We start from the raw sequence: 21,349 nt of genomic DNA, 5'->3' as shown, positions 1-21,349 counted from the left end.
AAAAATGACGTTTATTTATGCAGAGAGTCATCGAGAATGTGTGGTGTGTGCCACACCACAGCACAATAGAGCATCGCTTCACTTACGGTTTCGAGCAATGCCGCCACAACAGGTGCAAGCACGTTTTGTGGCTGTAGCTGCTTATCAGGGTTACCAAGGAGTATTGCACGGTGGTATTGCGGCAACCTTGTTAGATGCGGCCATGACCCAATGTTTGCTGATGCAAGATATTGAAGCGATGACCGCCAGTTTGAATATTCGTTATCACTATCCGATTGCTGTCGGCACACGGTTAACGGTGATTGGTCGGCAGCTTGCGGTCACTCGTGGTATCTATTCGATGGAGGCTGAGCTGGTGGCGAATGGGCGTTGTTATGCCAGTGCTCTGGCTAAGTTTATGCAGCCTAAGGTCGTGAAATTGGTAACAGAGGCGCTGCAGTGACTGCTAACCAACTCAGCTAAAATTCTTATAAAACAACTGTGTATAGCAATACAGCTCACAAATGAAAAGCATGAGAGTATTTACGTAAATTTTAACTTGCTGAAAATTAAACAATATTTTTTGTGATTTAAGTATGTGATTAAAAAACACACTTAAGTTTTCTTGTAGAGCGTTAATGTTCTGCAATACTCAATTGATGGATATTTCAACATATAATCAATTGAGTCGATTGTTATGATGCTTTGGTTAGTGGTTATTGCCCTTGCACCGATTGTGCTTATTGCGTTGGTGCTTACGGCGTTTAACTTAACAGGGACAGCGTGGTTAGCAGTGCTGATTGCCAGCGTTATTGGCGCAATTATCAGTGTGTGGGCGGCGCAGCGTTTAATGGTAATGGCGGCTTCGGCTTCCCCCCAAACACAGACCAACGCCAATAGTGCGCAGGTAGCGGCGGCCGCGACGACCACATCATCGACAGCGTTAGAGCTGCTATTAGATAAATCGTTGCCGATTTGGCAGAGGCATATCGATTACGCCGACGACCAATCCACCGCCGCCGTTGCTGGCTTATCCACTCTCTTTGGTCAACTGGCCGAACATCTATCCCATGCGGCCACCATTTCATCGAGCAGTAATCAACACGGTGAACAGCAGGTGGTTGATGTGATCCGTAGCAGCAGTAACCGTCTTACGGAAGCCATTTCAGCACTGCGTGAAACCCAATCCTCCCGTGCTGCCATGTTAGAGCAGATGCACCATTTGGAAAATTACACGACAGAACTCAGCGATATGGCTGCGGATGTGGTGGTGATAGCCAAAAACACCAACTTATTAGCATTGAATGCAGCCATTGAAGCAGCTCGTGCTGGTGATTCAGGCCGTGGCTTTTCCGTGGTGGCCGATGAAGTGCGTTCCTTATCCATTCGCTCGCAAGAAACCGCGACCAAGATGACCGAAAAAGTCGGACTGGTGAATGAAGCGATTGAAACAACCTTCACCACCGCCCAGCAGGCGATGGAGCAAGAGTCACAACAGATCTATCAAACCGAGCAATGTATTGATGAAGTGACCTCGCACTTTACTGACATTGTAGTGGCGCTGGAGCAGCAATCACGCGACCTGCTCAACGATTCCGAAGAGGTTAGAAACGCCATATCTGGGGTCATCATGGAGCTGCAATTCCAAGACCGTGTCAGCCAAGTATTACAGACCATAAAAGGTAACTTGGCCGATTTGGCGAGTTTAGTTGCTCAATTTCAAACATCACCCGATGAAGCGACTAAGCTTGATGTTGATGCTTGGTTAAGCAACATGACGCAGCGCTACACCATGATTGAGCAGCACCATATTCATAGTGGTGAACAGCGTGCCAAAGAGGAAGATGATGACATTACTTTCTTCTAGTTTTCCCATAAACATCGTCGTTTAAATAAGCAGAAGGGATATCGCATATGAGTAAAACCATACTGGTAGTGGATGATTCAGCCTCGATTCGTCAAGTTGTCAGCATGACACTCAAAGGGGCGGGCTACAGCACTATTGAGGCAAGTGATGGACGCGATGCCTTAGCTAAACTGACGGGCAACCGTGTCCATTTAGTGATCAGTGATGTCAACATGCCCAATATGGATGGCATTACCTTACTCAAAGAGTTGAAAGCGCGGCCTGACACCAAATTTACCCCCGTCATCATGTTGACCACTGAATCAGAAGCCGCGAAAAAGGAACAAGGGCGTGCGGCTGGCGCTAAGGCTTGGGTGGTTAAGCCTTTCAATCCGCAGCAACTTATGGCCGCCGTTGGCAAGCTGATTATGCCGTAAGGAGTGGTCGAATGATGACGCATACCCACGCCGCTGGCGTCGATACCGTGAGTTTTGCGGGTGAGATGACCATCTATGACATTGAAGCGCTAGCGCAGGCATTTACCCCTTGGGTGGGGCAAGCAGCGAGCTTAGTGGTTGATCTCAAAGATGTCTCCGAGATCGACAGCAGCGGTGCACAACTGTTGATGATGGCGCGGCAGGAACGGCAGCGGCTAGATAAAGCCTTTAGCCTCGTTAATCATTCTGCAGCGGTAGTCAATCTCTTCAAACTGCTGGGATTACTTAACTGGTTTGATGATCCGGTATTGCTATCAGGTGAAGCCTAGTTCAGAGGGCGAGGAGACTGTGCGATGAACATGGATGCTGCGCTGCAAACGTTTTTCACCGAGAGCCTTGAGCTGTTAGAGGATATGGAAAACCAGCTGCTGCAACTGGAAGGTATTGAAGAAGCTGAGCGACAAGAAAGCCTCAATGCCGTTTTTCGAGCCGCGCATACCATTAAAGGCTCGGCGGGGATCTTTAACCTCGATGCCATCGTTGCTTTTACCCATGTGGTTGAAAGTGTGTTGGATCGGCTGCGCAATCAGCAAATTGGCATTGATGAATCACTGGTGTCACTGTTGCTGTCTTGTCGAGACCACATCGCCTCATTAGTTGAAGCCGCAGCAGCGAACATTGAGGCCGACGCCAGCGCTGGAGAGCCATTGCTGGCGCAGCTGCGACAACATTTGGCGGCCGAGAGCCATAGTGCCGCAAATTCCTCCTCTACCACCCAAGTAGCGAATGCACCGCCGCCCTATGAACGTATGGGCTCGGACGCTGTTAGCAACGATTGCTGGCATATCTCGATTCGCTTTGGAATTAACTCCTTTCGCGATGGGATGGACCCGTTATCGTTTCTTACCTACCTCTCAACCTTGGGCGAAATCGTCTCGGTAACGCCGTTGGCAGAGTTTATACCTGCGTTGGAAAAGTACGACTGCGAAAGTTGTTACCTCGGGTTTGCCATCCAGTTTGCTTCACAAGCTAGCAAACAGGAGATTGAAGACGTCTTTGAATTTATTAAAGAAGATAGCGAATTACACATTATTTCGCCGAACAGCCAATTGGCAGAGTACATCCAGCTGATCGAATCCATGCCAGAGATCGATCAGCGTTTAGGCGAGATCTTAGTGCAGTGTGGCGCGCTTACCGAGACGGAGTTGCAGCGTGCCTTATCCCAGCAACAGCAGTCTCCTACAGCCCCCATCGGCGAAATTCTAGCGCACAGCGACGTCACACTAAATCCGGTGCTGGATGCGGCGCTCACCAAGCAAAGTAAAGTGCGTGAATCGCTAGCCAAAGAGCAAAAAAGCCTGCGCGTGGATGCCGATAAACTCGACCATTTGATCAACTTAGTCGGCGAGTTAGTTACCGCTGGCGCGGGCACCTCACTGCTCGCAGATAGTTTAGGAGACGGCAATTTGTGTGAATCGGTGTCGATCCTTAACGGCTTGCTGGAAGAGGTACGCGATGCCGCACTGAAACTGCGCATGGTGCCGATTGGCGCGACTTTTAGCCGTTTTCAGCGGGTGGTACGAGATATCGCCAAAGAGTTGGACAAAGACATCGAACTACAGATCTCCGGCGCTGAGACTGAGTTAGATAAATCGGTGGTCGAAAAAATTGGCGACCCGTTGATGCATCTGGTACGCAACGCCATTGACCACGGCATCGAAGCACAAGCGACTCGCGTTGCCCGCGGCAAGTCTGAGCGTGGTGTGATTTCGCTCCATGCCTTTCATGACTCCGGCAACATCGTCATTGAGGTCGGTGATGATGGCAAAGGGCTAGACCCTGAGATGATTCGGCGCAAGGCGATTGAAAAGGGGCTGCTCGACGAGCAAAGCAACCTCAGTGATGAAGAGCTGTTCAACATTATTTTCGAACCCGGTTTTTCCACCGCGGCCCAAGTGTCCAATTTATCGGGTCGTGGTGTCGGTATGGATGTGGTTAAGCGCAATATCACCGACTTACGCGGCCGTGTGGAAGTGATCAGCAAACTCGGGCTCGGCTCAACTATGCGTATCATTCTGCCACTGACCTTGGCGATTATCGATGGCTTCGTCATCGGCGTTGCCGATGAGCAGTACGTGCTACCACTCGATAGCGTATTGGAATGTTTAGAGTTGACCCCAGGCGAACTTGATGACGTTGACGAGCCTTATATCAACTTACGCGGACAGGTGTTACCGCTGATTTTTCTACGCGAATACTTGGCAATGCGCGGTGGCAAACCGCGACGGCAAAGCATCGTCGTGGTGCAGTCTGGTGGGCAAGCTGCGGGCATTGTGGTGGATCGCTTATATGGCGAGTTTCAAACGGTTATCAAGCCGCTAGGTAAGCTGTTCTCGCGCGTGGGGTGCATTAGCGGTTCAACCATTTTGGGGAATGGCAGCGTGGCGCTGATCCTCGATATTCACGGATTACTTGATTCAGTCATTGCATGTGAGCAGTTGCAATATCGGCGTTAATGGCAAGCAAAACAAGTCACACAGCGGTTTAAGGAAGGTACACGGATATGCTGAAAAATATGAAACTTGGCGTAAAACTGGGGGGCGGTTTCGGTATTGTGCTCATACTGCTGACGCTAGCCGTCGTCATCTCCTTTAATGCGCTGTATACCGCAGACAGCGGCTTTAATACTTACCGCAGTTATGCCCGAAATACCGTAGAGGTTGGACGTATTCAGTCCAGCATGCTGTCGATGCGCTTAGCAACCTTGTATTACTACAATCAACCTTCGCCAGAGGCTCTACAAGCGCAAGAACAAAGCTGGACCAGTTTATTAGATATTATTCCTGAAGCTAAAAAAATGGTGGTAGAAGAGCGTCAGCTAAAAATCTACGGTCAAATGGAAAAAGAGCTAGCGCTTTATGATGAAACCTTTAAAGAGATTGTGTCTCTAGTGAGAAAACGCGAGCTGTTGGTGAAAGATCAACTCGATAAGCTTGGCCCTGAGATGGAAATCAACATGGCCGAGTTGTTACGTACTGCGAAGGAAAGCAAAAACGGCGAGCTATCCTACACTGCCGCGCTTACCTTACGTAACTTGCTGTTAATGCGCCTCTATGTGGTGAAATTTTTGGATAGCAACAGTGAAGAAAACGTACAGCGAGTGACCAGCGAACATCTCAAGTTTGAAGAGGATCTAAAGCAACTTGACCCATTGCTGACCAGCGACAATGATCACGAAACATTGAGAACACTCGAAGCCGCCAGCAACCGCTATATCAAAACGTTCGAGGACGTGGTGGCGACTATTAAGCAGCGCAACCAACTGATGGAAACTAAGTTGACGGCTGGCGGCCGTAACATCGCCACGCTGCTGCAAGAGCTGATGATGGATATCAAAGGCCAGCAAGATGCGCTTGGCCCACAACTGCAACAATCCAATAAACAGGCACAATGGTTGTTACTTATAGTCAGTGCGATTGCCTTGCTGATGGGCTGCATTGTTGGGTACATCATCACCCGCTCAGTGCTGCGTCAAATCGGTGGTGAACCCAATTACGCCGCGGCCTTGGTGAAAAATATCTCCGAGGGCGATCTCACGGTGAAATTTGATCTGCGGGAAAACGATCAAACCAGCCTAGTTGCCAATATTCAGACCATGGTGCGCAAGTTATCGCAAATTGTGGGCGATGTGAACAGCGCCAGTGATGCGTTAGCTTCCGCCTCTGAGCAGGTGTCCGCAACGTCACAATCGTTGAGCCAAGGTGCGAGCGAACAGGCTGCCAGCGTAGAAGAAACCACGTCGTCGGTCGAGCAGATGTCGGCTTCGATCGAACAAAACACCGATAATGCGCGAGTGACCGATGGCATGGCATCGAAAGCCGCTAAAGAAGCACGTGAGGGTGGCAATGCGGTAGAGAAAACCGTGGCTGCGATGAAGTCGATCGCGGAGAAGATAGGCATTATTGATGATATTGCCTATCAGACCAACCTGTTGGCATTAAACGCCGCAATTGAAGCGGCGCGTGCTGGCGAACATGGTAAAGGCTTTGCCGTGGTGGCGGCTGAAGTACGTAAGTTGGCCGAACGCAGTCAAGTTGCATCGCAAGAGATTGGTGAGGTTGCCAAAAATAGTGTGGGACTGGCCGAGCAAGCGGGCAAATTGCTGCAAGAAATGGTGCCATCCATCGAGCGTACGTCTGACTTAGTGCAAGAGATAAGCGCGGCCTCGGCTGAGCAATCTACTGGCGCCACACAAATCAATCAAGCGATGGAACAGCTCAATAGTATTACCCAGCAGAGCGCCTCGGCGTCGGAAGAGTTAGCCTCCACCGCTGAAGAGATGAGCAGCCAAGCTCAGCAATTGCAGCAGTTAATGACCTTCTTCAAAACGGCACATTCCTCTCATCAACGACCTACGCGCAAAGCACCACAGACACCGATTGCGCCGAGTAGCAGCGCTACTGACGATGACGGGGAGTTCGTTCGATTTTAGGAGGCGATGATGACAGCAAAAAAAAACAACGAGGTAGGGCCTGCCAATCACGCGCTGAGCGAACTGGATTATGCCAACTTTGATGAGAGCTCGCAGTATCTAACGTTTTTCCTCAATCAGGAGCTTTATGCCTTTGGCATTTTGCACGTTAAGGAGATTTTGGAATACGGCAAAGTCACCAAAGTGCCGATGATGCCGGAATTTATTGAAGGCGTGATCAACCTGCGCGGTGAGGTGATCCCCGTGGTGAACTTGGCGCGGCGCTTTGGTTTAGCTGCCACCAGCGTGACACGTCGTACCTGCATTGTGATTGTTGAAGTGAGCAGCAGTGACGATAGCGCACAAGTTATAGGCGTGATGGTGGACAGTGTGTCGGAGGTGTTAGAGATCAGCAGCGATAACCTGCGTAATGCTCCCAGTTTCGGGGCTGCCATTCGTACCGACTTTATTCGTGCCATGGGCAAAATTGACGATGACTTTGTAGTGATTCTGGCTGAGGATAAAGTGCTGTCGATTGCCGAGATGGCGATGGTAGAGCAAGTGCGCGACTTTGCCGAGCAGGAAGGCTTAGCACCATGATGGCCAAGCCCGCACAGGACCAGCCATATCTACAGGTGAACCTGCTCGACAAAGAGTTCGAGCAGATCAGCCGTTGGGTCTATCAAGCGGCGGGCATTCGGTTATCTAACAATAAAAAAGCGCTGGTCAGCAGTCGGCTTGCAGGGCGACTGCGCGAGTTACAGTTCAGCAGTTTTCAGCAATATATCGACATGCTGACCCATCCTAAACATCCACTGTCAGTGGTGGAACGCCAAACGGCGATTAACTTACTCACAACCAATGAAACGTTCTTTTTCCGCGAAATTGCCCATTTTGATTTTATCCGCGAGGTGATTTTACCGTTGAAGGCGGAACGTAAACTGCGCTGCTGGAGTGCGGCCAGTTCAACTGGCGAGGAAGCTTATTCACTGGCGATGATGTTAGCGCAATACCACAACGGCCCGTGGGAGATCGTCGGTACTGACATTAATGCAGAGGTGCTGGAGAAAGCTCGTAATGCCATTTATCCCATGTTGCGAGCAGATAACATCCCCAAAGCGCAGTTGCATCAGTTTTGTCTAAAAGGCACTGGCAGTAAGGTCGGCACCTTTAAAATTGCTCGGGAGCTGCGCCGCCATGTGAGTTTTCGGCAAGCCAATCTGCAACAGCTACCGGACGATCTGGGGCAATTTGATCTGGTCTTCTTGCGTAATGTGATGATCTATTTTGATGCGGCATCCAAAGAAAGAGTGATCGCCAATGTACAACGACAGATGAAACCGGGCAGCTATTTGCTCATTGGCCATGCCGAGAGTTTAAATGGCATCGCGAATCAGCTAACGCTCATACGACCATCTATCTATTTGGTGGCGTGACGATGAATGGCTTTCCCGGTGACCAAGGTTTTAAGCGAATTTCATTGCAGCCTGGTGAACTGCATTTTGAGCAGCATAGCTCAGAGTTAGTGGTGCACACACTGCTGGGTTCCTGTGTGGCGATGACCTTCTGGCATCCTCGCGACAAAATTGGTGGCATGTGCCATTACCTGTTGCCCGAACGTTACCAGTTTTGTAAGAACGCCCATCATCCACACGGCTATTATGGTAGTGATGTGATGGAATATTTTTTACAACATATTGCCAGCACGGGGCATAAGCCGTCGGCGTTTCACGTGAAGTTATTTGGGGGTGGTCATGTTATTCAGCTTAATGATCGGCTCAATCCCGAGCTGAATGTGGCTGATGCTAATGTGCGCTTTGGCCGCACTCAGTTGATTGCCGCTGGCTTCAGTATTAAAGCGGAAGATGTGGGGGGGAAGCGCTATCGCAAGGTGCATTTTGAATTAACCAATGGCAATGTGTGGGTGCAATATGGTTATTACAGTTAATGTGGCGCAGCGCCTGTCACAATGTAGCTGGATAAGGATAGAACACAGATGATGACGGCGACTCATGGAGTAAATGTACTGATAGTGGATGATTCAGCCGTCGTCCGGCAGGTGATGAGTGAGCTATTACTGGGCGACAAAGCTGTTGCTTCTGTGGCGTCGGTCGCCGATCCTATTTTTGCCATGCGCCGCATGGAAAAAGAGTGGCCGGACGTTGTGGTGCTGGATATTGAAATGCCACGCATGGATGGATTGACCTTTCTTAAACAGATTATGCAGCAGCGGCCAACGCCAGTGATTATCTGCTCTACACTGGCAGAGCAGGGTGCAGATGTCACTATGAAAGCCATGTCGCTAGGGGCCTTTGGCGTTATCACTAAGCCGAAAATGGGCCTGAAAGGCTTCCTACTAGATAGTGCCAACGATGTGGTCAGTGTGGTCAAAGCTGCCGCCTCGGCGCGCCTCAAAAACATTGTTAAAGCCGCCGCTAAGCCGCCAATGCTCAAAGCCGCTGTCCCCCGCAATTCCGCCGCGCCGCGTCAGCATCGGCGCAACATCGTAGCAATTGGTACCTCTACGGGCGGCACCCAAGCGTTGGAGCGCATCTTGGTCGCCTTACCTGTGGAAGTGCCAGGCATCGTTATTGTGCAGCACATGCCGGAGAAGTTTACCGCCATGTTCGCCCAGCGTTTGAATTCACTGTGTCAGATTGAGGTCAAAGAGGCCGAAGACCGTGACTTAGTGTTACCCGGCCGCGCCTTGATCGCTCCCGGTGGCCGCCATATGCAACTGGTTAAGATCGGAGGGCGTTACTCGGTTAACGTGATTGATGGGCCACTGGTGAATCGCCATAAACCCGCGGTTGATGTGTTGTTCCGCTCGGTAGCAAAAATTGCGACCACAGATGCTGCCGGCTATATTCTTACCGGTATGGGTGATGACGGCGCCCGAGGTTTATTAGAGATGCGCCAAGCAGGTGCCGATACCATCGCCCAAGATGAAGCCAGTTGCGTGGTGTTTGGTATGCCAAAGGAGGCGATTGAGCTAAATGCCGCTTGCCGTATTATCACCTTAGATGATGTCGCAAGCGAAATCACTGAGTTGTAACATGCCGCGTTAAATCCCCCACTGAAAGCCATAACACTATTACGTGATCTGCTATACATTTTTGTAAATGATCATGACAATTAATTGAGCTAAGACTAAATATCCCATAGCATAAATTCTTTATGTTTCAGCAAGTAACACATATGGCTCACTGCATTTATCACGATAATGAACGTGGCATTCTCGATGTGTCGGTATTTATATATCGACGGTGCGAGTAGGATGAACACCCCAGAAATAAATGTGCGCTAACAACTATCGACAAGGGATGCGATGTGGGTGAACTAACAAAAACGATAACCCAGCTTTTTAATCATTACCGAACCACTTGGTTAATAGTTTACGCGCTAACGTCTGTCCTGATGGCGACAGCGTTTGCGTCGCCGCATCAGTTTATCCCGCTGGAGCCCAGCGGCGCGTTGCTCTGCTCAGCCTTGTTACTGGTGCCACGGCGTATGCAACAAGACGTGCCGTTTATTCTTGGTGTATTGTTGCTTAGCGTGTTGTCACAACGACTGCTGTACCAACAGCCATTCGCTGATGCTGTGCTTATCGCGTTGACCTTTTGGCTGCAAGGTTTGGTCGGTTTTTTCCTGTTTCGTATCTTCAATCTAGAGCACATTAATTTTGAACGCATGGAAGTGGCGTTTAACTATTTAGCGCTAGGCTGCTTATTGCCCAGTGCGCTGCTGGCCTGCATTCCTGCGGTGGTGCTCAATCCTGAGCCGCTGCCATTGCCGTTAACCTGGGCTTACTGGTTCAGTCAGTTGTCACTGGCCGCGGTCCTGTTCAGTTCGGTGATCCTGCTGATGGAAATTGGCAAACATCAAGCGCGGTGTTGGCCGTTAGTGCCCTTGCTAGCGTGGCTGGCAACCGGCGCTTTGACCTTTGCCATTTTCAACCAAGCGTGGGTGCTGAGCTACGGCGTACCGCCGGAGAGCTTTATCTTTGTGCCGTTGTACGGCATTTTTACTGCGTACTTTTCAATGAGAATCAATGCGTGGATTCTGACCTCTAACGGCTTGCTGGCGCTCTATCTATTGCAACGTGCACAGGGCAGTACCAGCATCGAACTTGAAATCCGCAATTACTTGTTGCTGTCGCTACTGATCATTGCCATTCATACCTTAAATTTGCTGATTACCGCCTTGCTTACTGAACGAGACCGCAGCTTGGTGCGCATTCGTCGCAGTAAACGCATGTATGAAGCGTTGAGCGCGATTAACCAAGAGATGGTGGGTGATAACTATTCAGAAGCCGAAGTGTTTGAGAAAGTTTGCCGTATCGTCACCCATAAAATCGGCGTAGAGCAGACCAGTGTGGCGGTGTGTGGCTTCCCGCCGACTGCGGCGGATGAGCCGCAATTAGTGCAGATGTCGCAACTGTATATCTACCCTACCAATCAATGTTTAGACACTGGGGACACTCTGCAGCTTGCACCGGAGCGACTGCAACAATCGGCAGGTTTTAGCCGCTTTGAATATGCTACGTTATGCTCACCTTGCCAAAAAAACTGCCAATTCAATCAAGTATTTGCTTACCCAATTTATAAACATGGCCGACTCTATGCGCTGCTCAGCGTATTTGATTCTACTGGCTTTGAGTTTGATGAAGCCGTGCAGGCGCTGTTTGAACGGCTGGCAAAAAATATCACTTTTGCATTGAGCGCCATTGAGAGCCGTCAACAGCTGAACTTGATCAATGAAGTGTTTGAATATGGTCATGAATCGATTGTGATCACCGACCCGAGCGGCCAGATCATCAAGGTCAATCCCGCGTTTAGCCGCATCACAGGCTATAGTGCAGATGAAGTTATCGGTCAAAATCCACGCATTCTCAAGTCCGGCCGACAAGACCCGCACTTCTATCAAGCGTTATGGCACAGTTTGGTGGAACAGGGCAGTTGGTCTGGCGAGTTCTGGAATAAGAAAAAAAGCGGCCAGCTCTATCTGCAACGCGGCACTATTTCGGTAGTGCGCAATGTGCAGGGCGAAATTGAGCACCTGATTGCCATCATGGAAGACATTACTGAACAACGGGCCGCCGCCGAAAATATTCGTCGTTTAGCCAATTTTGATATGCTCACCGGTTTAGCTAATCGTAACTCGTTGATGGAGCAATTTTATTTGCTGACGGAGCAGGCGTATCAACGTGATAAACAATTGGTTGCCATGTTTATCGATCTGGATGATTTTAAACATGTAAATGATGCCATGGGGCATCAATTTGGCGATGCGTTGTTAAAAGCGGTGGCGCTGCGCTTTCAACGCGTATTAACCGCAGGCGAGCAACTATATCGGTTTAGTGGCGATGAATTTGTACTGCTTGCTCCCTATGACAGTATCAGTTCGGTTGATTTAGCCGAAGCAATTATTCAGACCCTCAGTTATCCGTTTGAGATTGGGGAGCAGACGGTCAATATTGGTTGCAGCATCGGTATTGCGATCTCTGGCACCGACGGTACCTCATTAGATCAACTGGTGGGGAGTGCTGATGCAGCAATGTATCGGGCGAAGGCTAGTGGCCGTGGCACTTACGCCTTTTTCTCGGCGGAAATGCAAACGGATGCTATGGAAAAATTCACCCTCAAACGTGCGTTAGCGCAAGCGTTGGAACAGCATGAGTTTGAGCTGTATTACCAGCCCAAAGTGCGCATCATGGATAACGAAGTGATGAGCGCAGAAGCGCTGGTACGTTGGCAGCATCCGCAGCGTGGACAGATTTCGCCAGCGTATTTTATTCCGCTTGCGGAACAGTCCGGCCAGATCGTGCAGATCGATCTGTGGGTGCTGGAAACCGTCATTGCTCAACTAGGGCAATGGTTAGCGCAAGGGCTGGCAGTGAAGCCGGTAGCGCTCAATATGTCACTGCCGATGTTCCAGCGACCACAATTTATTGAAGAGCTGAAATACCTGTTAGAACGCTACGGCGTGCCGTCGCATCTTGTCGAACTCGAGATTACCGAGCGGGTGGCGATGGGCGATTTCAACTACACAGTATCAACGCTCAAAGCACTGCGTGCTTTGGGGGTGACCATCGCTATTGATGACTTCGGCACGGGTTATTCCAGCATGTCTTATCTATTTGATTTTCCAATCAGTACGCTCAAAATTGACCGTGCCTTTGTCACCGATATTGACCAAGACAGTAAAAAGCAGGGCATAGTTAACGCCATTATCTCGCTGGCGAATACTATGGAACTGACTACCGTGGCAGAAGGGATTGAGTCGGAACAGGAAAAACAACTGCTGATGCTACTCGGTTGCGACTACTACCAAGGTTTCCACTTCTCCAAACCCATCCCCGCCGCAGATTTTGCCGCACGCTACTTAGCGCCAGCCACGCAACGCGATCAGCCTAGCTCAGCTATATCTAAGGGGGTAACCGCTTAACATTCAAGGTAATAGCAAAAGGTATAAGCGCTCACGCTTTGACAAATCTCCAACTGGCGAAAATACTTTTTAGCATTAGTTCTTCGCAAATAGAGGAGATTCCATGTCAGTTCCTGTCACTATTGCCGATGATTCGGCCTTCTCACGTAAAACTGTTATGCGAGCATTACCAAAGGAGTGGGACGTATTAGTGCATGAAGCTGTAAATGGACGAGAAGCCATTGATGCGGTGAAGGCGGGGTTAGCCGATGTGCTATTCCTCGATTTGACCATGCCAGAGGTCGATGGTTTTCAAGTGCTGCAATACCTCAACGAACACCACAACAAAACCATTGTGATTGTTATCAGCGCTGATATTCAGCCAGAAGCGGTAGAACTGGTCAATTCACTCGGTGCTTACCGTTTTCTCAAAAAACCTTTATCACCTAATGAGCTACATCAGGCGCTATCTGAGGTGGGGTTGATATGAACGACAGACTTGGTGAAGAGCTGCGCGATGTTTTACAGGAGTTGATGAACATCTCGATGGGGCAGGCGGCCAATGAACTGGCCAAGCTTATCGAAACTAAAATTGCGCTATCGATTCCGCATATTGTGACCGTCACTCCCTCGGAGTTTGCCGAGATTTTTGACTCAGATGATCGCTATTGGTTTTCCCGCCAATCCTTTTTGGGATCGCTGCGTGGTGAAGTGATAGCGCTGTTGTCAAAGTCGGGTACCGATACCATGGCGTCACTGATGGATTATCCGTTGCCACTCGATGATAGTACCACCGAAGAGCTGATATTGGAGCTGGCCAATATTCTCGCAGGCGCTTGTCTCAAAGGGTTTGCCGACCAATTGGAGCTAAAGGCCAATCTGAGCATGCCTACCGCATACCGGCCTGCGCAAGATAAGGAGCAGCAGTTTCGCTGGGATTCTGCACTGCTGATGGAGGTCGAATTTAACGTCGAAAAATCGATGTTTGGCTCGAAGGTGTTAATCTGTCTTGAAGATAAATCCGTTGATAGTTTAATCAGCCGCCTCAACGCCTTATTGGAGTAAGCCATGGCCGACACCTTAATATGCGATGCCTTAGTTGATAAGCTGCCGTTGGGGATTTGCGTATTAGACCGAGATTTCAATATTCGCTACTGGAACAGCTTTTTTGCCGACCGCATGGACATGCCCAGCGAGGCCGTGATCGGACGCAATATTCTCGAATTGTTTCAAGATGAAGCCGCTTTTCTGAAAAAGAAACTCAAGAGTGTGTTGGTACTCAATAACCCCAGTTTCTCCTACTGGGAGCATCGTCCACATATTTTCAAGTTCAAAAGTAGTCGGCCGATCACCGGCGAAGAAACCTTGATGTACCAAAATATGGAGATAGTGCCGCTAGAGATTGTGGGGGGTGAAGTGCAATCTATCTGCCTGATCCTGCAAGATGTAACCGCATTGGCTGGTTACTTTAATGCGCAAAAAGAGTTGGCGCTGCAACTGGAAGCGGAACATGCAGAGCAGCGCGCCTTGATTAACAAATTAGAGATGGCGCAGGGGCAGTTGTTACAAGCGGAAAAAATGGCCTCTATCGGTCAACTGGCCGCTGGGGTGGCACATGAGATCAACAACCCGATCGGTTTTATTAACTCCAACCTGCAAAGCCTGAAAGACTACGTCGGCAACCTGCTAAAAATTGTTGAATTCAGTGAAAAGGTTATCGATAAAGCCACGCCAGATTCCTACCATAAACTCAAGGCTGACTTTTTTGAGCGGCAGCAATATCGCTTTATTCGGCAAGACATTACTGAGCTGGTGAACGAATGTTTGGAAGGCACCAGCCGTGTGGCGGCTATCGTAAAGAATCTCAAGTCGTTCTCCCATGTGGATAACAGCGAGTGGCAATATGCCGACCTGCGTGATGGTATGGAAAACACCTTGAAGATCGTCAATAACCAGCTGAAATATAAAGTGGCGGTACATCGCGATTACGATGAAGCGCTGCCACAACTCTATTGCCAACCGATGCAACTTAACCAAGTGTTCATGAACCTATTGGTCAATGCGGCACAAGCGATTGAGCACAATGGAGATATCTATATCAGCATTCAGCGCCATAACAACGGCGTACAGGTGGTGATCCGCGATACGGGGAGCGGCATTGAAGCACGCCATCTGGATAAGATTTTTGACCCGTTTTTTACTACAAAACCTGTGGGGAGCGGCACGGGGTTGGGGCTATCGCTATCGTATTCCATTGTGCAACGACACCAAGGGCAGATCGTCGTGACTAGCCAACGGGGTAAGGGCACAGAGTTTACTATTACTCTGCCAATGCTGACCGAGCAGCAGGTGGCGGAGAACGAGCAGCGGGCTTTGAACGCGGCTCCCCATTTGGCCGACTAGGGGATGTTTATCTTTGCTGGTTCATTTAAACGCACTCTGAACGTTGTTGCGCCCAGCTTGCTCAGTTGACTAAGCGTCGCAGGTCTCGCCTCGTTCATAACGCGTTTAATTTGAACAAAAATTAAACACTAAAGATAAACAGCCTCTAGGCGAAGGTGGCTGGACACCAACGCATCGGGCTATTCCACCACTAACCGCAGCACTTCTCGGTGTTTAGTCAGATACAGATTTAGCTTATCAATGGTTTCTTGGCTGATCACATGCCCTTTGGGCAACATCAACATTTGGCGACTGTTGTACAAATTGCGTTTCAGCTTCATGCCCACGCTCACTTGGTCGACGGTGAGCCCCTCATTGCTAGGTTCCGCTTGTGCCACTTTCTTATTACGTTTGATCAGCTCCGCCAGCAGTGCGATCACGTCTGGATCGTAGCTATTGCCTTGTTGTCGCTTGAGAAATTCGTAGGCTTCATCATGGCTCATGTCACGTGGATTGAGCTGTTTAAACAGCAAGCCCCAAAAGTCACGGGCCACGGCTAAAATACGTGATCCCACGGGAATCGTGCGGCCCGACAGTTGTGCTGGCTCGCCATCACCATTAAATTTTTCATACTGATGCACTATCACTTCAATCATCGGCTGCAGGTGTACGGCGGGACGCAGAATATCTTCCGCCAGCTGTGGGTGTTTCAGGTAGGAGTTCAGCTCAGCACCGACCATTTTATGCATCGGTTTTTCCAACAAGGTGGTGGAAAAACTCAACTTACCCAGCTCGCAATACAGCCCCGCTTGTTCAATGGTATGGCACAAGTCTTCATCTAACTTGGCCATTTGCGCCAGCTCCAGCGACGTTTTTGCCACACAACGGGCGTAGTCACCGCTAAGTTGCGGGTTGATGCTGATGATGTTGTACAGCACTTCGAGAATGGCATTGTTTTCAGTTTCGCGGTCGGCCAGCAAACTTTTAACTTGATTGATGGTGCGTATTAGCTGATTGGTGCGCTGCTCTACCAACTGTTCCAAATTGTGGTTCAGCTCCTTTAGCTGCCTATTTTGTTTGGCAACTTTGGCGGTGAGTAACTTATTGGCAGTCAGTAGGCGAAAATAATGCAGCCCTTCATCCACCAAGGCGAGAAGTTCGGTGTTGTCCCACGGCTTTTGCACATAACGGTGAATTTTACCTATGTTAATGGCGGCCACGGTTGAAGCCAGATCGGCATAGCCCGTCATCAGAATCCGATAGGAGTTAGGTTGCAGCTTGGCCGCCTCACTGAGGAACTGTGCGCCATTCATCTGCGGCATACGCATATCGCTAATAATCACTTGTACCGGTGTTTTCGCCATGATCTCAAGCGCCGCTGCACCGCTGGTGGCCAGCTGTATATTGAACGACTTTCCCATAAATAAGCGTTGTAATGACTTCAAAATACTCGGTTCATCATCAACACATAACACGGTGGCTTGGGGCTCACTTTCTACTTGAGTCATGCGGTTTCCCCTAAGAAAACTGGTCATTTAGCTCGCAAATTAAATTTATGTTGTAAACTGAGTATTATCAAGTTGATAGCGACTTATTCTGTTGTCGCTATTCGGGCAGTCAAACGCGGTTAGATGGGGAAGAGTATGGCGACCCTGAAGGTACTCTTTGTTGATAACGATATGCTAGTGCTTAAGGCGTTGCAACGCGCTGCGCGACGTATTCGGCCGGATTGGCAAATTCTGTTGTGTGATGACCCCAGCGGTTGGCAGCAGCAGATAACGCAAGCCGTGGATGTGGTGGTGTGCGATTATTTGATGTTGGGGCTGCGCGGCAATGAGCTATTGCAGCAAGTGCGCGAAGCGATGCCCAGCGCTATTCGCGTGTTACTCACCGGAGATACCTCGCCCACAGTGCTGGAAAGCCTGAATCACTGTAGCCATTTTATGATTGGCAAACCTTATACGGAGCAAGATCTCGCCTATCTATTTGCTTGTGCCGAGCGGTTGCAAAAGTTGCCGTTTACCGCCGATGAACGCCACTATCTTGGCGGCCTACAAGAGCTGCCGGTCATGCCCAAACTGCTGATTAAGTTTAAACGTATCATGCGTGAGCCTGAGGTAGATCTAGAAAAACTCACCGCATTGATTTCTCACGATGCGGTATTGAGCGGCAAACTGCTGCAATATGCCAATTCGGCGTTTTTCGGCTTTGGCCGTAAAACCACCTCATTGTTTGAAGCCATCATGCGCTTAGGATCAAAACTGACCGAAGCGATAGTCACCTCGATGTTGGTCGATAAAACGTTTGCCGCGCATATTCCTGTGGCGGTGTTGCGCAGTATTAACGACGCGGCTTTTCAACACGCGCAGTTAGCGCGGCAGATTGTGGAAACCTTGGATTGGCCCACCGAAGCCGCCGACGATATCTTTTCCGCCGCGATGCTCAGTGGCTTAGGACGCTTGATAGTCGCGGCGCGTCTGCAGCACCAAGCACTGCTAAAACCTGAGATGGTCAGTGGTAATTTATCGCTGACTCACTTTGAAAATAGTGCGCTGGTGAGTGCCTACATTCTCACACTGTGGGGCTACCCAGACGACTTCTGCAATATGGTGTTAAAGCAAGATACCGCCGCCAACGAGCATAACGAGCAGCAGTTGAAGCAGTTTATTCTGTTTATTACTAAGCACTGGTTACTGGCCAACGGCGGCCAACGGCGCAACTTGCTCAGCATGATTGAAACGCCCGCGCTACATGCCGCGTTGCAGCATAGGTTGTAACGCGTAACAATCTATATCGACGTCTCAGATTGGCTCGATTATTTATCCCATTGATAGTCAGTTGGATATTTCTTGATTGTAATGATAATTACTATCATTTACACTCGCGTCAATTTTAGCAACCTCTAAAGGTTTACTGATGAAAGCTGCTGTATTACCGCTAGCGTTAGCGGTATTTGGTGCGCTTTATGGCGCAGATTCGCTGGCGGAAGAACAAGCAAGCAACACCCGTGATATTGAACGTATTACCGTATCGGGTCGTGCTCAATCGTTGTATCGGGTCAATGATGGTTCGTTAGCGATGAAGACCAACACGCCGATTGAACGTACGCCGCAAGCGGTGCAGATTTTGCCGTTGTCTTTGATTGAAGACCAAGCCGCCACCGAAGTGACTGAGCTGTACCGCTCTATCAGTGGGGTGAGCCAATACAACTATGCGTCAGTAACCTTCCGCGGTTTTCGCCAAAATGACGTGCGCTATGATGGCGTACGCGGCGACCCATACGGCGATGTGTCAACGCCGCAGCTGTTTAACATTGAACAAGTGCAAGTGCTGAAAGGCCCCAGCGGCGCTTTGTATGGCGCCGGTGACCCAGGTGGTTTGATCAACTATGTCACCAAAAAGCCATCGTATCAGCGCAACAATAAAGTGAAACTGGCCACTGGCTCAGATGACTTTGTTAGCGGCAGTGTGGAACTGTCTGGGCCGCTAATGGACAACGATAGCCAGCGTTATCGCGTGGGGATTTATCAAGATCATGAAAATCCTTATCGTGCGAACACCGATAAGCGTAACCGTACCATCGACTTGGGTTATGCCTTTGATATCGGCGAAGACACCTCATTAACACTGCAGTACACCAATGTGATGCAACACAATGGTGGCGAGCGTCTGCGGGGGTTACCTGCCGATATGGATGGCAACTTCCTCACTGCGCGTGATTTCAACTTCAACGAGAAATCGGACTTTTTGGATCTCGATGCCGACGTCTTCCAACTGAGTGTGGAGCACAACGTCAACTCATGGCTGTCGGCCAGCATGAATGTGCGTTACTTTGAAGATACTGAGCGGCAGAAATATCATGAACCGCGCAGTGCCACTGATACCGATGGTGATGGCGTTGCAGATTTTGCTGAGCGCGAATATCGCGACCAAGACCGCCATACGCAAACCACCTCGGTGGCGCTTAACTTAGTGGCCGAACTGGGCGATCACACGGTATTGCTGGGTGGTGATGTGTCACGTCAGCAGGAAGACTTCTTCTACATGCGAGCCCGTACCGCTGATGGCGTGGTCGGCATTAGTTACCAAGATCCGCAGTATGGTGTCACCGACCCAGACAGTTACAACATGCGTCTGGCGGGGGATAACAACACTGAAGCACTGCGTTACGGTTTTTATCTGCAAGACCAATGGCGCATTACCGACGCGTGGGATGTGACTGGCAGCGTCAGTGTCGACGGTTTTAATGATGAAGCGCAAGATCATCTGGACGATTCCGAAGAGAAGTTTAACGACCAAGGGTTCTCTTATCGCTTAGGCAGTACCTACAAGATCAATGAGCATTTTCACCCCTACTTGAGCTGGGCCACGGGCTTTACTCCGCAAACTGTCTCGTCGCAACTGGCGACCAACGGCGGTCCGTTTGATCCAGAACAGAGCAAGCAAGCGGAGATTGGCTTACGTACCTTCTGGTTGGATGATGCTATCAATGTCAACTTTGCTGGCTACCATATCGTGCGTGAGAATATTCTGCAGGTCGATCCGAATGACACCGACAAGCAGCAAGCGTTAGGTAAAGTGCGGGCGCGCGGTTTTGAGGTCGATCTGATGGGCGATCTCACCGATAACTGGGTGATCAACGCCAACTACGCCTACAACGACACCGTCGTGAAAGACGCGGTAGATGGTATCAGCCGTGCCGTCGGCGACCGTTTTGCTAACGCGCCACGCCATCAATTTGGTTTGTGGAGTCGTTATGATCTGAGCGCGATTAACTCCTCTATCGCTTTCGGTGCCGATTATGTGTCAGAGCAGTTTGACCAAGACGGCGGCAAGATTAAGCCGTACACCGTCTTTGACCTGTCGTGGCAAACTCAGTGGCAAGCGTGGCAGTTCCAGTTGAACGTGAAAAACCTGTTCGACAAAGAGTATGCGGTCAGCGGCTTGCTGAATCGTACCGGTTTGTATCCGGGCGAACACCGGCGCGTTTATGCGTCAGTGGCTTATGCCTTCTAAGGAAGGTGCGAGTTAAAAACGAAAACGCCGAGCATCGCTCGGCGTTTTGCTATGGTCACTTAGTGATGGTGGCCACCTTGGACGGGCTGGCCTTGGCTGTTATACACCGCGTGTTCGCTGTGTTCGACAAAGCCTTGGTTGATCATCTGCGCTAAGAATGGGTCCGTTTCATTGTCACCAATATCGGCGTAGTCGGTATCGCTAAACTGCTGCCATTGCTGCAGCTGTTGCGCCACTTGTTGGCCGCTAAGTTGCGCTTTCGCTTGCCATTGTTGACTGCGGTGCTGGTCGGTGATGGTCAGTGTTAGCGGCAGTTGTAAGCGCTGACTCCACACCAACTGATAATGGCGACCTTGGTAATCGCCCTCAAAGCGCTGACTTGCGGCGCAGGGGCCATCACCTTTTGGCGTTAACTGTTGGCGCAGGGCGCTGGTGGCAAAACTTTCAATTTCGCTTTGCGCCACATGAATATTCAATGTGCGTAAGTCACCAGTGTAGTAATCAATGCGGCGTTGCTGTTGGCTGAATACACGGGTGAAATTTGGGTGTTTGGCTTGGCGGAAGTCCCACCATTCGGCAACGCCATTGGCGGGATTGTAATACGCCGTTTGCGCTTGGCTGCGTAACAGTTGCAACAGGCCTTGTTGGGTGCCAGTTAGTTGATATTCAATGCCAAACGGTTGAGTGTCTGTGGCGGTAGGGCAAAAATCCGCGGCTGACGCCTGACTACACCAAAGTGCCAACCCGCTGAGTAACAAAAGAGTGCGTGGCATAAAGTCTCCTTAAAATGGG

The 21,349-nt window shown here is 49.9% G+C and carries 18 protein-coding genes; 16 read left to right on the top strand and 2 right to left on the bottom strand.

Annotation, left to right across the window (positions count from 1 at the left end):
* Positions 1 to 4 precede the first annotated feature (4 nt).
* From ACN0TT_RS04090 to ACN0TT_RS04025, 14 genes are all read left to right on the top strand, one after another.
* Positions 5 to 442, top strand: coding sequence for a PaaI family thioesterase (locus tag ACN0TT_RS04090; RefSeq protein ID WP_417760870.1), 438 nt, complete (start codon positions 5 to 7; stop codon positions 440 to 442).
* Positions 443 to 676: 234 nt separating this feature from the next.
* On the top strand, positions 677 to 1,846 hold the full coding sequence (locus ACN0TT_RS04085; RefSeq protein WP_417760869.1) for a methyl-accepting chemotaxis protein: 1,170 nt from the start codon (positions 677 to 679) through the stop codon (positions 1,844 to 1,846).
* Between the two features lie 47 nt (positions 1,847 to 1,893).
* The gene (locus tag ACN0TT_RS04080) at positions 1,894 to 2,262 is read left to right on the top strand and encodes a response regulator (protein ID WP_238895385.1); all 369 of its coding nucleotides are present in this window, start codon (positions 1,894 to 1,896) and stop codon (positions 2,260 to 2,262) included.
* An 11-nt stretch (positions 2,263 to 2,273) separates the two neighbouring features.
* Positions 2,274 to 2,591 carry an STAS domain-containing protein gene (locus tag ACN0TT_RS04075; protein ID WP_417760868.1) on the top strand — a complete coding sequence of 106 codons (318 nt, stop codon included), beginning with the start codon at positions 2,274 to 2,276 and terminating at the stop codon, positions 2,589 to 2,591.
* 24 nt (positions 2,592 to 2,615) lie between these two features.
* Entirely contained in the window at positions 2,616 to 4,778 is a 2,163-nt protein-coding gene (locus tag ACN0TT_RS04070) for a chemotaxis protein CheW (protein WP_417760867.1), read from the top strand.
* 47 nt (positions 4,779 to 4,825) lie between these two features.
* Positions 4,826 to 6,754 carry a HAMP domain-containing methyl-accepting chemotaxis protein gene (locus ACN0TT_RS04065; protein WP_417760866.1) on the top strand — a complete coding sequence of 643 codons (1,929 nt, stop codon included), beginning with the start codon at positions 4,826 to 4,828 and terminating at the stop codon, positions 6,752 to 6,754.
* A gap of 6 nt (positions 6,755 to 6,760) precedes the next feature.
* Positions 6,761 to 7,333: a chemotaxis protein CheW gene (locus ACN0TT_RS04060; protein WP_417760865.1), complete on the top strand. Its 573-nt coding sequence runs from the start codon at positions 6,761 to 6,763 to the stop codon at positions 7,331 to 7,333.
* A complete protein-coding gene (locus ACN0TT_RS04055; RefSeq protein ID WP_417760864.1) occupies positions 7,330 to 8,169 on the top strand; it encodes a CheR family methyltransferase in 840 nt (279 codons plus the stop codon). The genes ACN0TT_RS04060 and ACN0TT_RS04055 overlap by 4 nt, the downstream gene beginning before the upstream one ends.
* Positions 8,170 to 8,171: 2 nt before the next feature.
* The gene (locus tag ACN0TT_RS04050; protein WP_417760863.1) at positions 8,172 to 8,681 is read left to right on the top strand and encodes a chemotaxis protein CheD; all 510 of its coding nucleotides are present in this window, start codon (positions 8,172 to 8,174) and stop codon (positions 8,679 to 8,681) included.
* A gap of 48 nt (positions 8,682 to 8,729) precedes the next feature.
* Entirely contained in the window at positions 8,730 to 9,788 is a 1,059-nt protein-coding gene (locus ACN0TT_RS04045) for a protein-glutamate methylesterase/protein-glutamine glutaminase (RefSeq protein ID WP_417760862.1), read from the top strand.
* A 362-nt stretch (positions 9,789 to 10,150) separates the two neighbouring features.
* The gene (locus tag ACN0TT_RS04040) at positions 10,151 to 13,180 is read left to right on the top strand and encodes an EAL domain-containing protein (protein WP_417760861.1); all 3,030 of its coding nucleotides are present in this window, start codon (positions 10,151 to 10,153) and stop codon (positions 13,178 to 13,180) included.
* Between the two features lie 103 nt (positions 13,181 to 13,283).
* Positions 13,284 to 13,649, top strand: a complete 366-nt coding sequence (locus ACN0TT_RS04035) for a response regulator (protein WP_417760860.1) — start codon at positions 13,284 to 13,286, stop codon at positions 13,647 to 13,649.
* On the top strand, positions 13,646 to 14,224 hold the full coding sequence (locus tag ACN0TT_RS04030; protein ID WP_417760859.1) for a chemotaxis protein CheC: 579 nt from the start codon (positions 13,646 to 13,648) through the stop codon (positions 14,222 to 14,224). The genes ACN0TT_RS04035 and ACN0TT_RS04030 overlap by 4 nt, the downstream gene beginning before the upstream one ends.
* Before the next feature lie 3 nt (positions 14,225 to 14,227).
* Positions 14,228 to 15,562: an ATP-binding protein gene (locus ACN0TT_RS04025; protein WP_417760858.1), complete on the top strand. Its 1,335-nt coding sequence runs from the start codon at positions 14,228 to 14,230 to the stop codon at positions 15,560 to 15,562.
* Between the two features lie 179 nt (positions 15,563 to 15,741).
* Here the strand turns inward: ACN0TT_RS04025 and ACN0TT_RS04020 are convergent, their stop codons facing one another.
* Positions 15,742 to 17,049, bottom strand: a complete 1,308-nt coding sequence (locus tag ACN0TT_RS04020; protein ID WP_417760857.1) for an HD domain-containing phosphohydrolase — start codon at positions 17,047 to 17,049, stop codon at positions 15,742 to 15,744.
* A 135-nt stretch (positions 17,050 to 17,184) separates the two neighbouring features.
* Here ACN0TT_RS04020 and ACN0TT_RS04015 point away from each other — a divergent pair, with 135 nt between their 5' ends.
* Together ACN0TT_RS04015 and ACN0TT_RS04010 are read left to right on the top strand one after the other, a co-directional pair.
* Positions 17,185 to 18,318, top strand: a complete 1,134-nt coding sequence (locus tag ACN0TT_RS04015) for an HDOD domain-containing protein (RefSeq protein ID WP_417760856.1) — start codon at positions 17,185 to 17,187, stop codon at positions 18,316 to 18,318.
* Between the two features lie 139 nt (positions 18,319 to 18,457).
* Positions 18,458 to 20,557 carry a TonB-dependent siderophore receptor gene (locus ACN0TT_RS04010; RefSeq protein WP_417760855.1) on the top strand — a complete coding sequence of 700 codons (2,100 nt, stop codon included), beginning with the start codon at positions 18,458 to 18,460 and terminating at the stop codon, positions 20,555 to 20,557.
* A 59-nt stretch (positions 20,558 to 20,616) separates the two neighbouring features.
* On the opposite strand, the gene ACN0TT_RS04005 is transcribed toward ACN0TT_RS04010, so the two are convergent.
* Positions 20,617 to 21,330, bottom strand: a complete 714-nt coding sequence (locus ACN0TT_RS04005; protein WP_417760854.1) for a hypothetical protein — start codon at positions 21,328 to 21,330, stop codon at positions 20,617 to 20,619.
* Positions 21,331 to 21,349 lie beyond the last annotated feature (19 nt).

Source organism: Shewanella sp., from assembly GCF_048265805.1.
In the GTDB taxonomy this organism is placed as follows: Bacteria; Pseudomonadota; Gammaproteobacteria; order Enterobacterales; family Shewanellaceae; genus Shewanella.
Note: the sequence above shows the minus strand (reverse complement) of the source record. Positions and strands in the feature narration are given on the sequence as shown.

What these genes read in the sequence shown, in the direction of transcription:
- ACN0TT_RS04090 (WP_417760870.1), top strand. Translation starts at nt 5, where the DNA reads ATGACGTTTATTTATGCAGAGAGTCATCGAGAATGTGTGGTGTGTGCC.
- ACN0TT_RS04085 (WP_417760869.1), top strand. Translation starts at nt 677, where the DNA reads ATGATGCTTTGGTTAGTGGTTATTGCCCTTGCACCGATTGTGCTTATT.
- ACN0TT_RS04080 (WP_238895385.1), top strand. Translation starts at nt 1,894, where the DNA reads ATGAGTAAAACCATACTGGTAGTGGATGATTCAGCCTCGATTCGTCAA.
- ACN0TT_RS04075 (WP_417760868.1), top strand. Translation starts at nt 2,274, where the DNA reads ATGATGACGCATACCCACGCCGCTGGCGTCGATACCGTGAGTTTTGCG.
- ACN0TT_RS04070 (WP_417760867.1), top strand. Translation starts at nt 2,616, where the DNA reads ATGAACATGGATGCTGCGCTGCAAACGTTTTTCACCGAGAGCCTTGAG.
- ACN0TT_RS04065 (WP_417760866.1), top strand. Translation starts at nt 4,826, where the DNA reads ATGCTGAAAAATATGAAACTTGGCGTAAAACTGGGGGGCGGTTTCGGT.
- ACN0TT_RS04060 (WP_417760865.1), top strand. Translation starts at nt 6,761, where the DNA reads ATGATGACAGCAAAAAAAAACAACGAGGTAGGGCCTGCCAATCACGCG.
- ACN0TT_RS04055 (WP_417760864.1), top strand. Translation starts at nt 7,330, where the DNA reads ATGATGGCCAAGCCCGCACAGGACCAGCCATATCTACAGGTGAACCTG.
- ACN0TT_RS04050 (WP_417760863.1), top strand. Translation starts at nt 8,172, where the DNA reads ATGAATGGCTTTCCCGGTGACCAAGGTTTTAAGCGAATTTCATTGCAG.
- ACN0TT_RS04045 (WP_417760862.1), top strand. Translation starts at nt 8,730, where the DNA reads ATGATGACGGCGACTCATGGAGTAAATGTACTGATAGTGGATGATTCA.
- ACN0TT_RS04040 (WP_417760861.1), top strand. Translation starts at nt 10,151, where the DNA reads ATGGCGACAGCGTTTGCGTCGCCGCATCAGTTTATCCCGCTGGAGCCC.
- ACN0TT_RS04035 (WP_417760860.1), top strand. Translation starts at nt 13,284, where the DNA reads ATGTCAGTTCCTGTCACTATTGCCGATGATTCGGCCTTCTCACGTAAA.
- ACN0TT_RS04030 (WP_417760859.1), top strand. Translation starts at nt 13,646, where the DNA reads ATGAACGACAGACTTGGTGAAGAGCTGCGCGATGTTTTACAGGAGTTG.
- ACN0TT_RS04025 (WP_417760858.1), top strand. Translation starts at nt 14,228, where the DNA reads ATGGCCGACACCTTAATATGCGATGCCTTAGTTGATAAGCTGCCGTTG.
- ACN0TT_RS04020 (WP_417760857.1), bottom strand. Translation starts at nt 17,049, where the DNA reads ATGACTCAAGTAGAAAGTGAGCCCCAAGCCACCGTGTTATGTGTTGAT.
- ACN0TT_RS04015 (WP_417760856.1), top strand. Translation starts at nt 17,185, where the DNA reads ATGGCGACCCTGAAGGTACTCTTTGTTGATAACGATATGCTAGTGCTT.
- ACN0TT_RS04010 (WP_417760855.1), top strand. Translation starts at nt 18,458, where the DNA reads ATGAAAGCTGCTGTATTACCGCTAGCGTTAGCGGTATTTGGTGCGCTT.
- ACN0TT_RS04005 (WP_417760854.1), bottom strand. Translation starts at nt 21,330, where the DNA reads ATGCCACGCACTCTTTTGTTACTCAGCGGGTTGGCACTTTGGTGTAGT.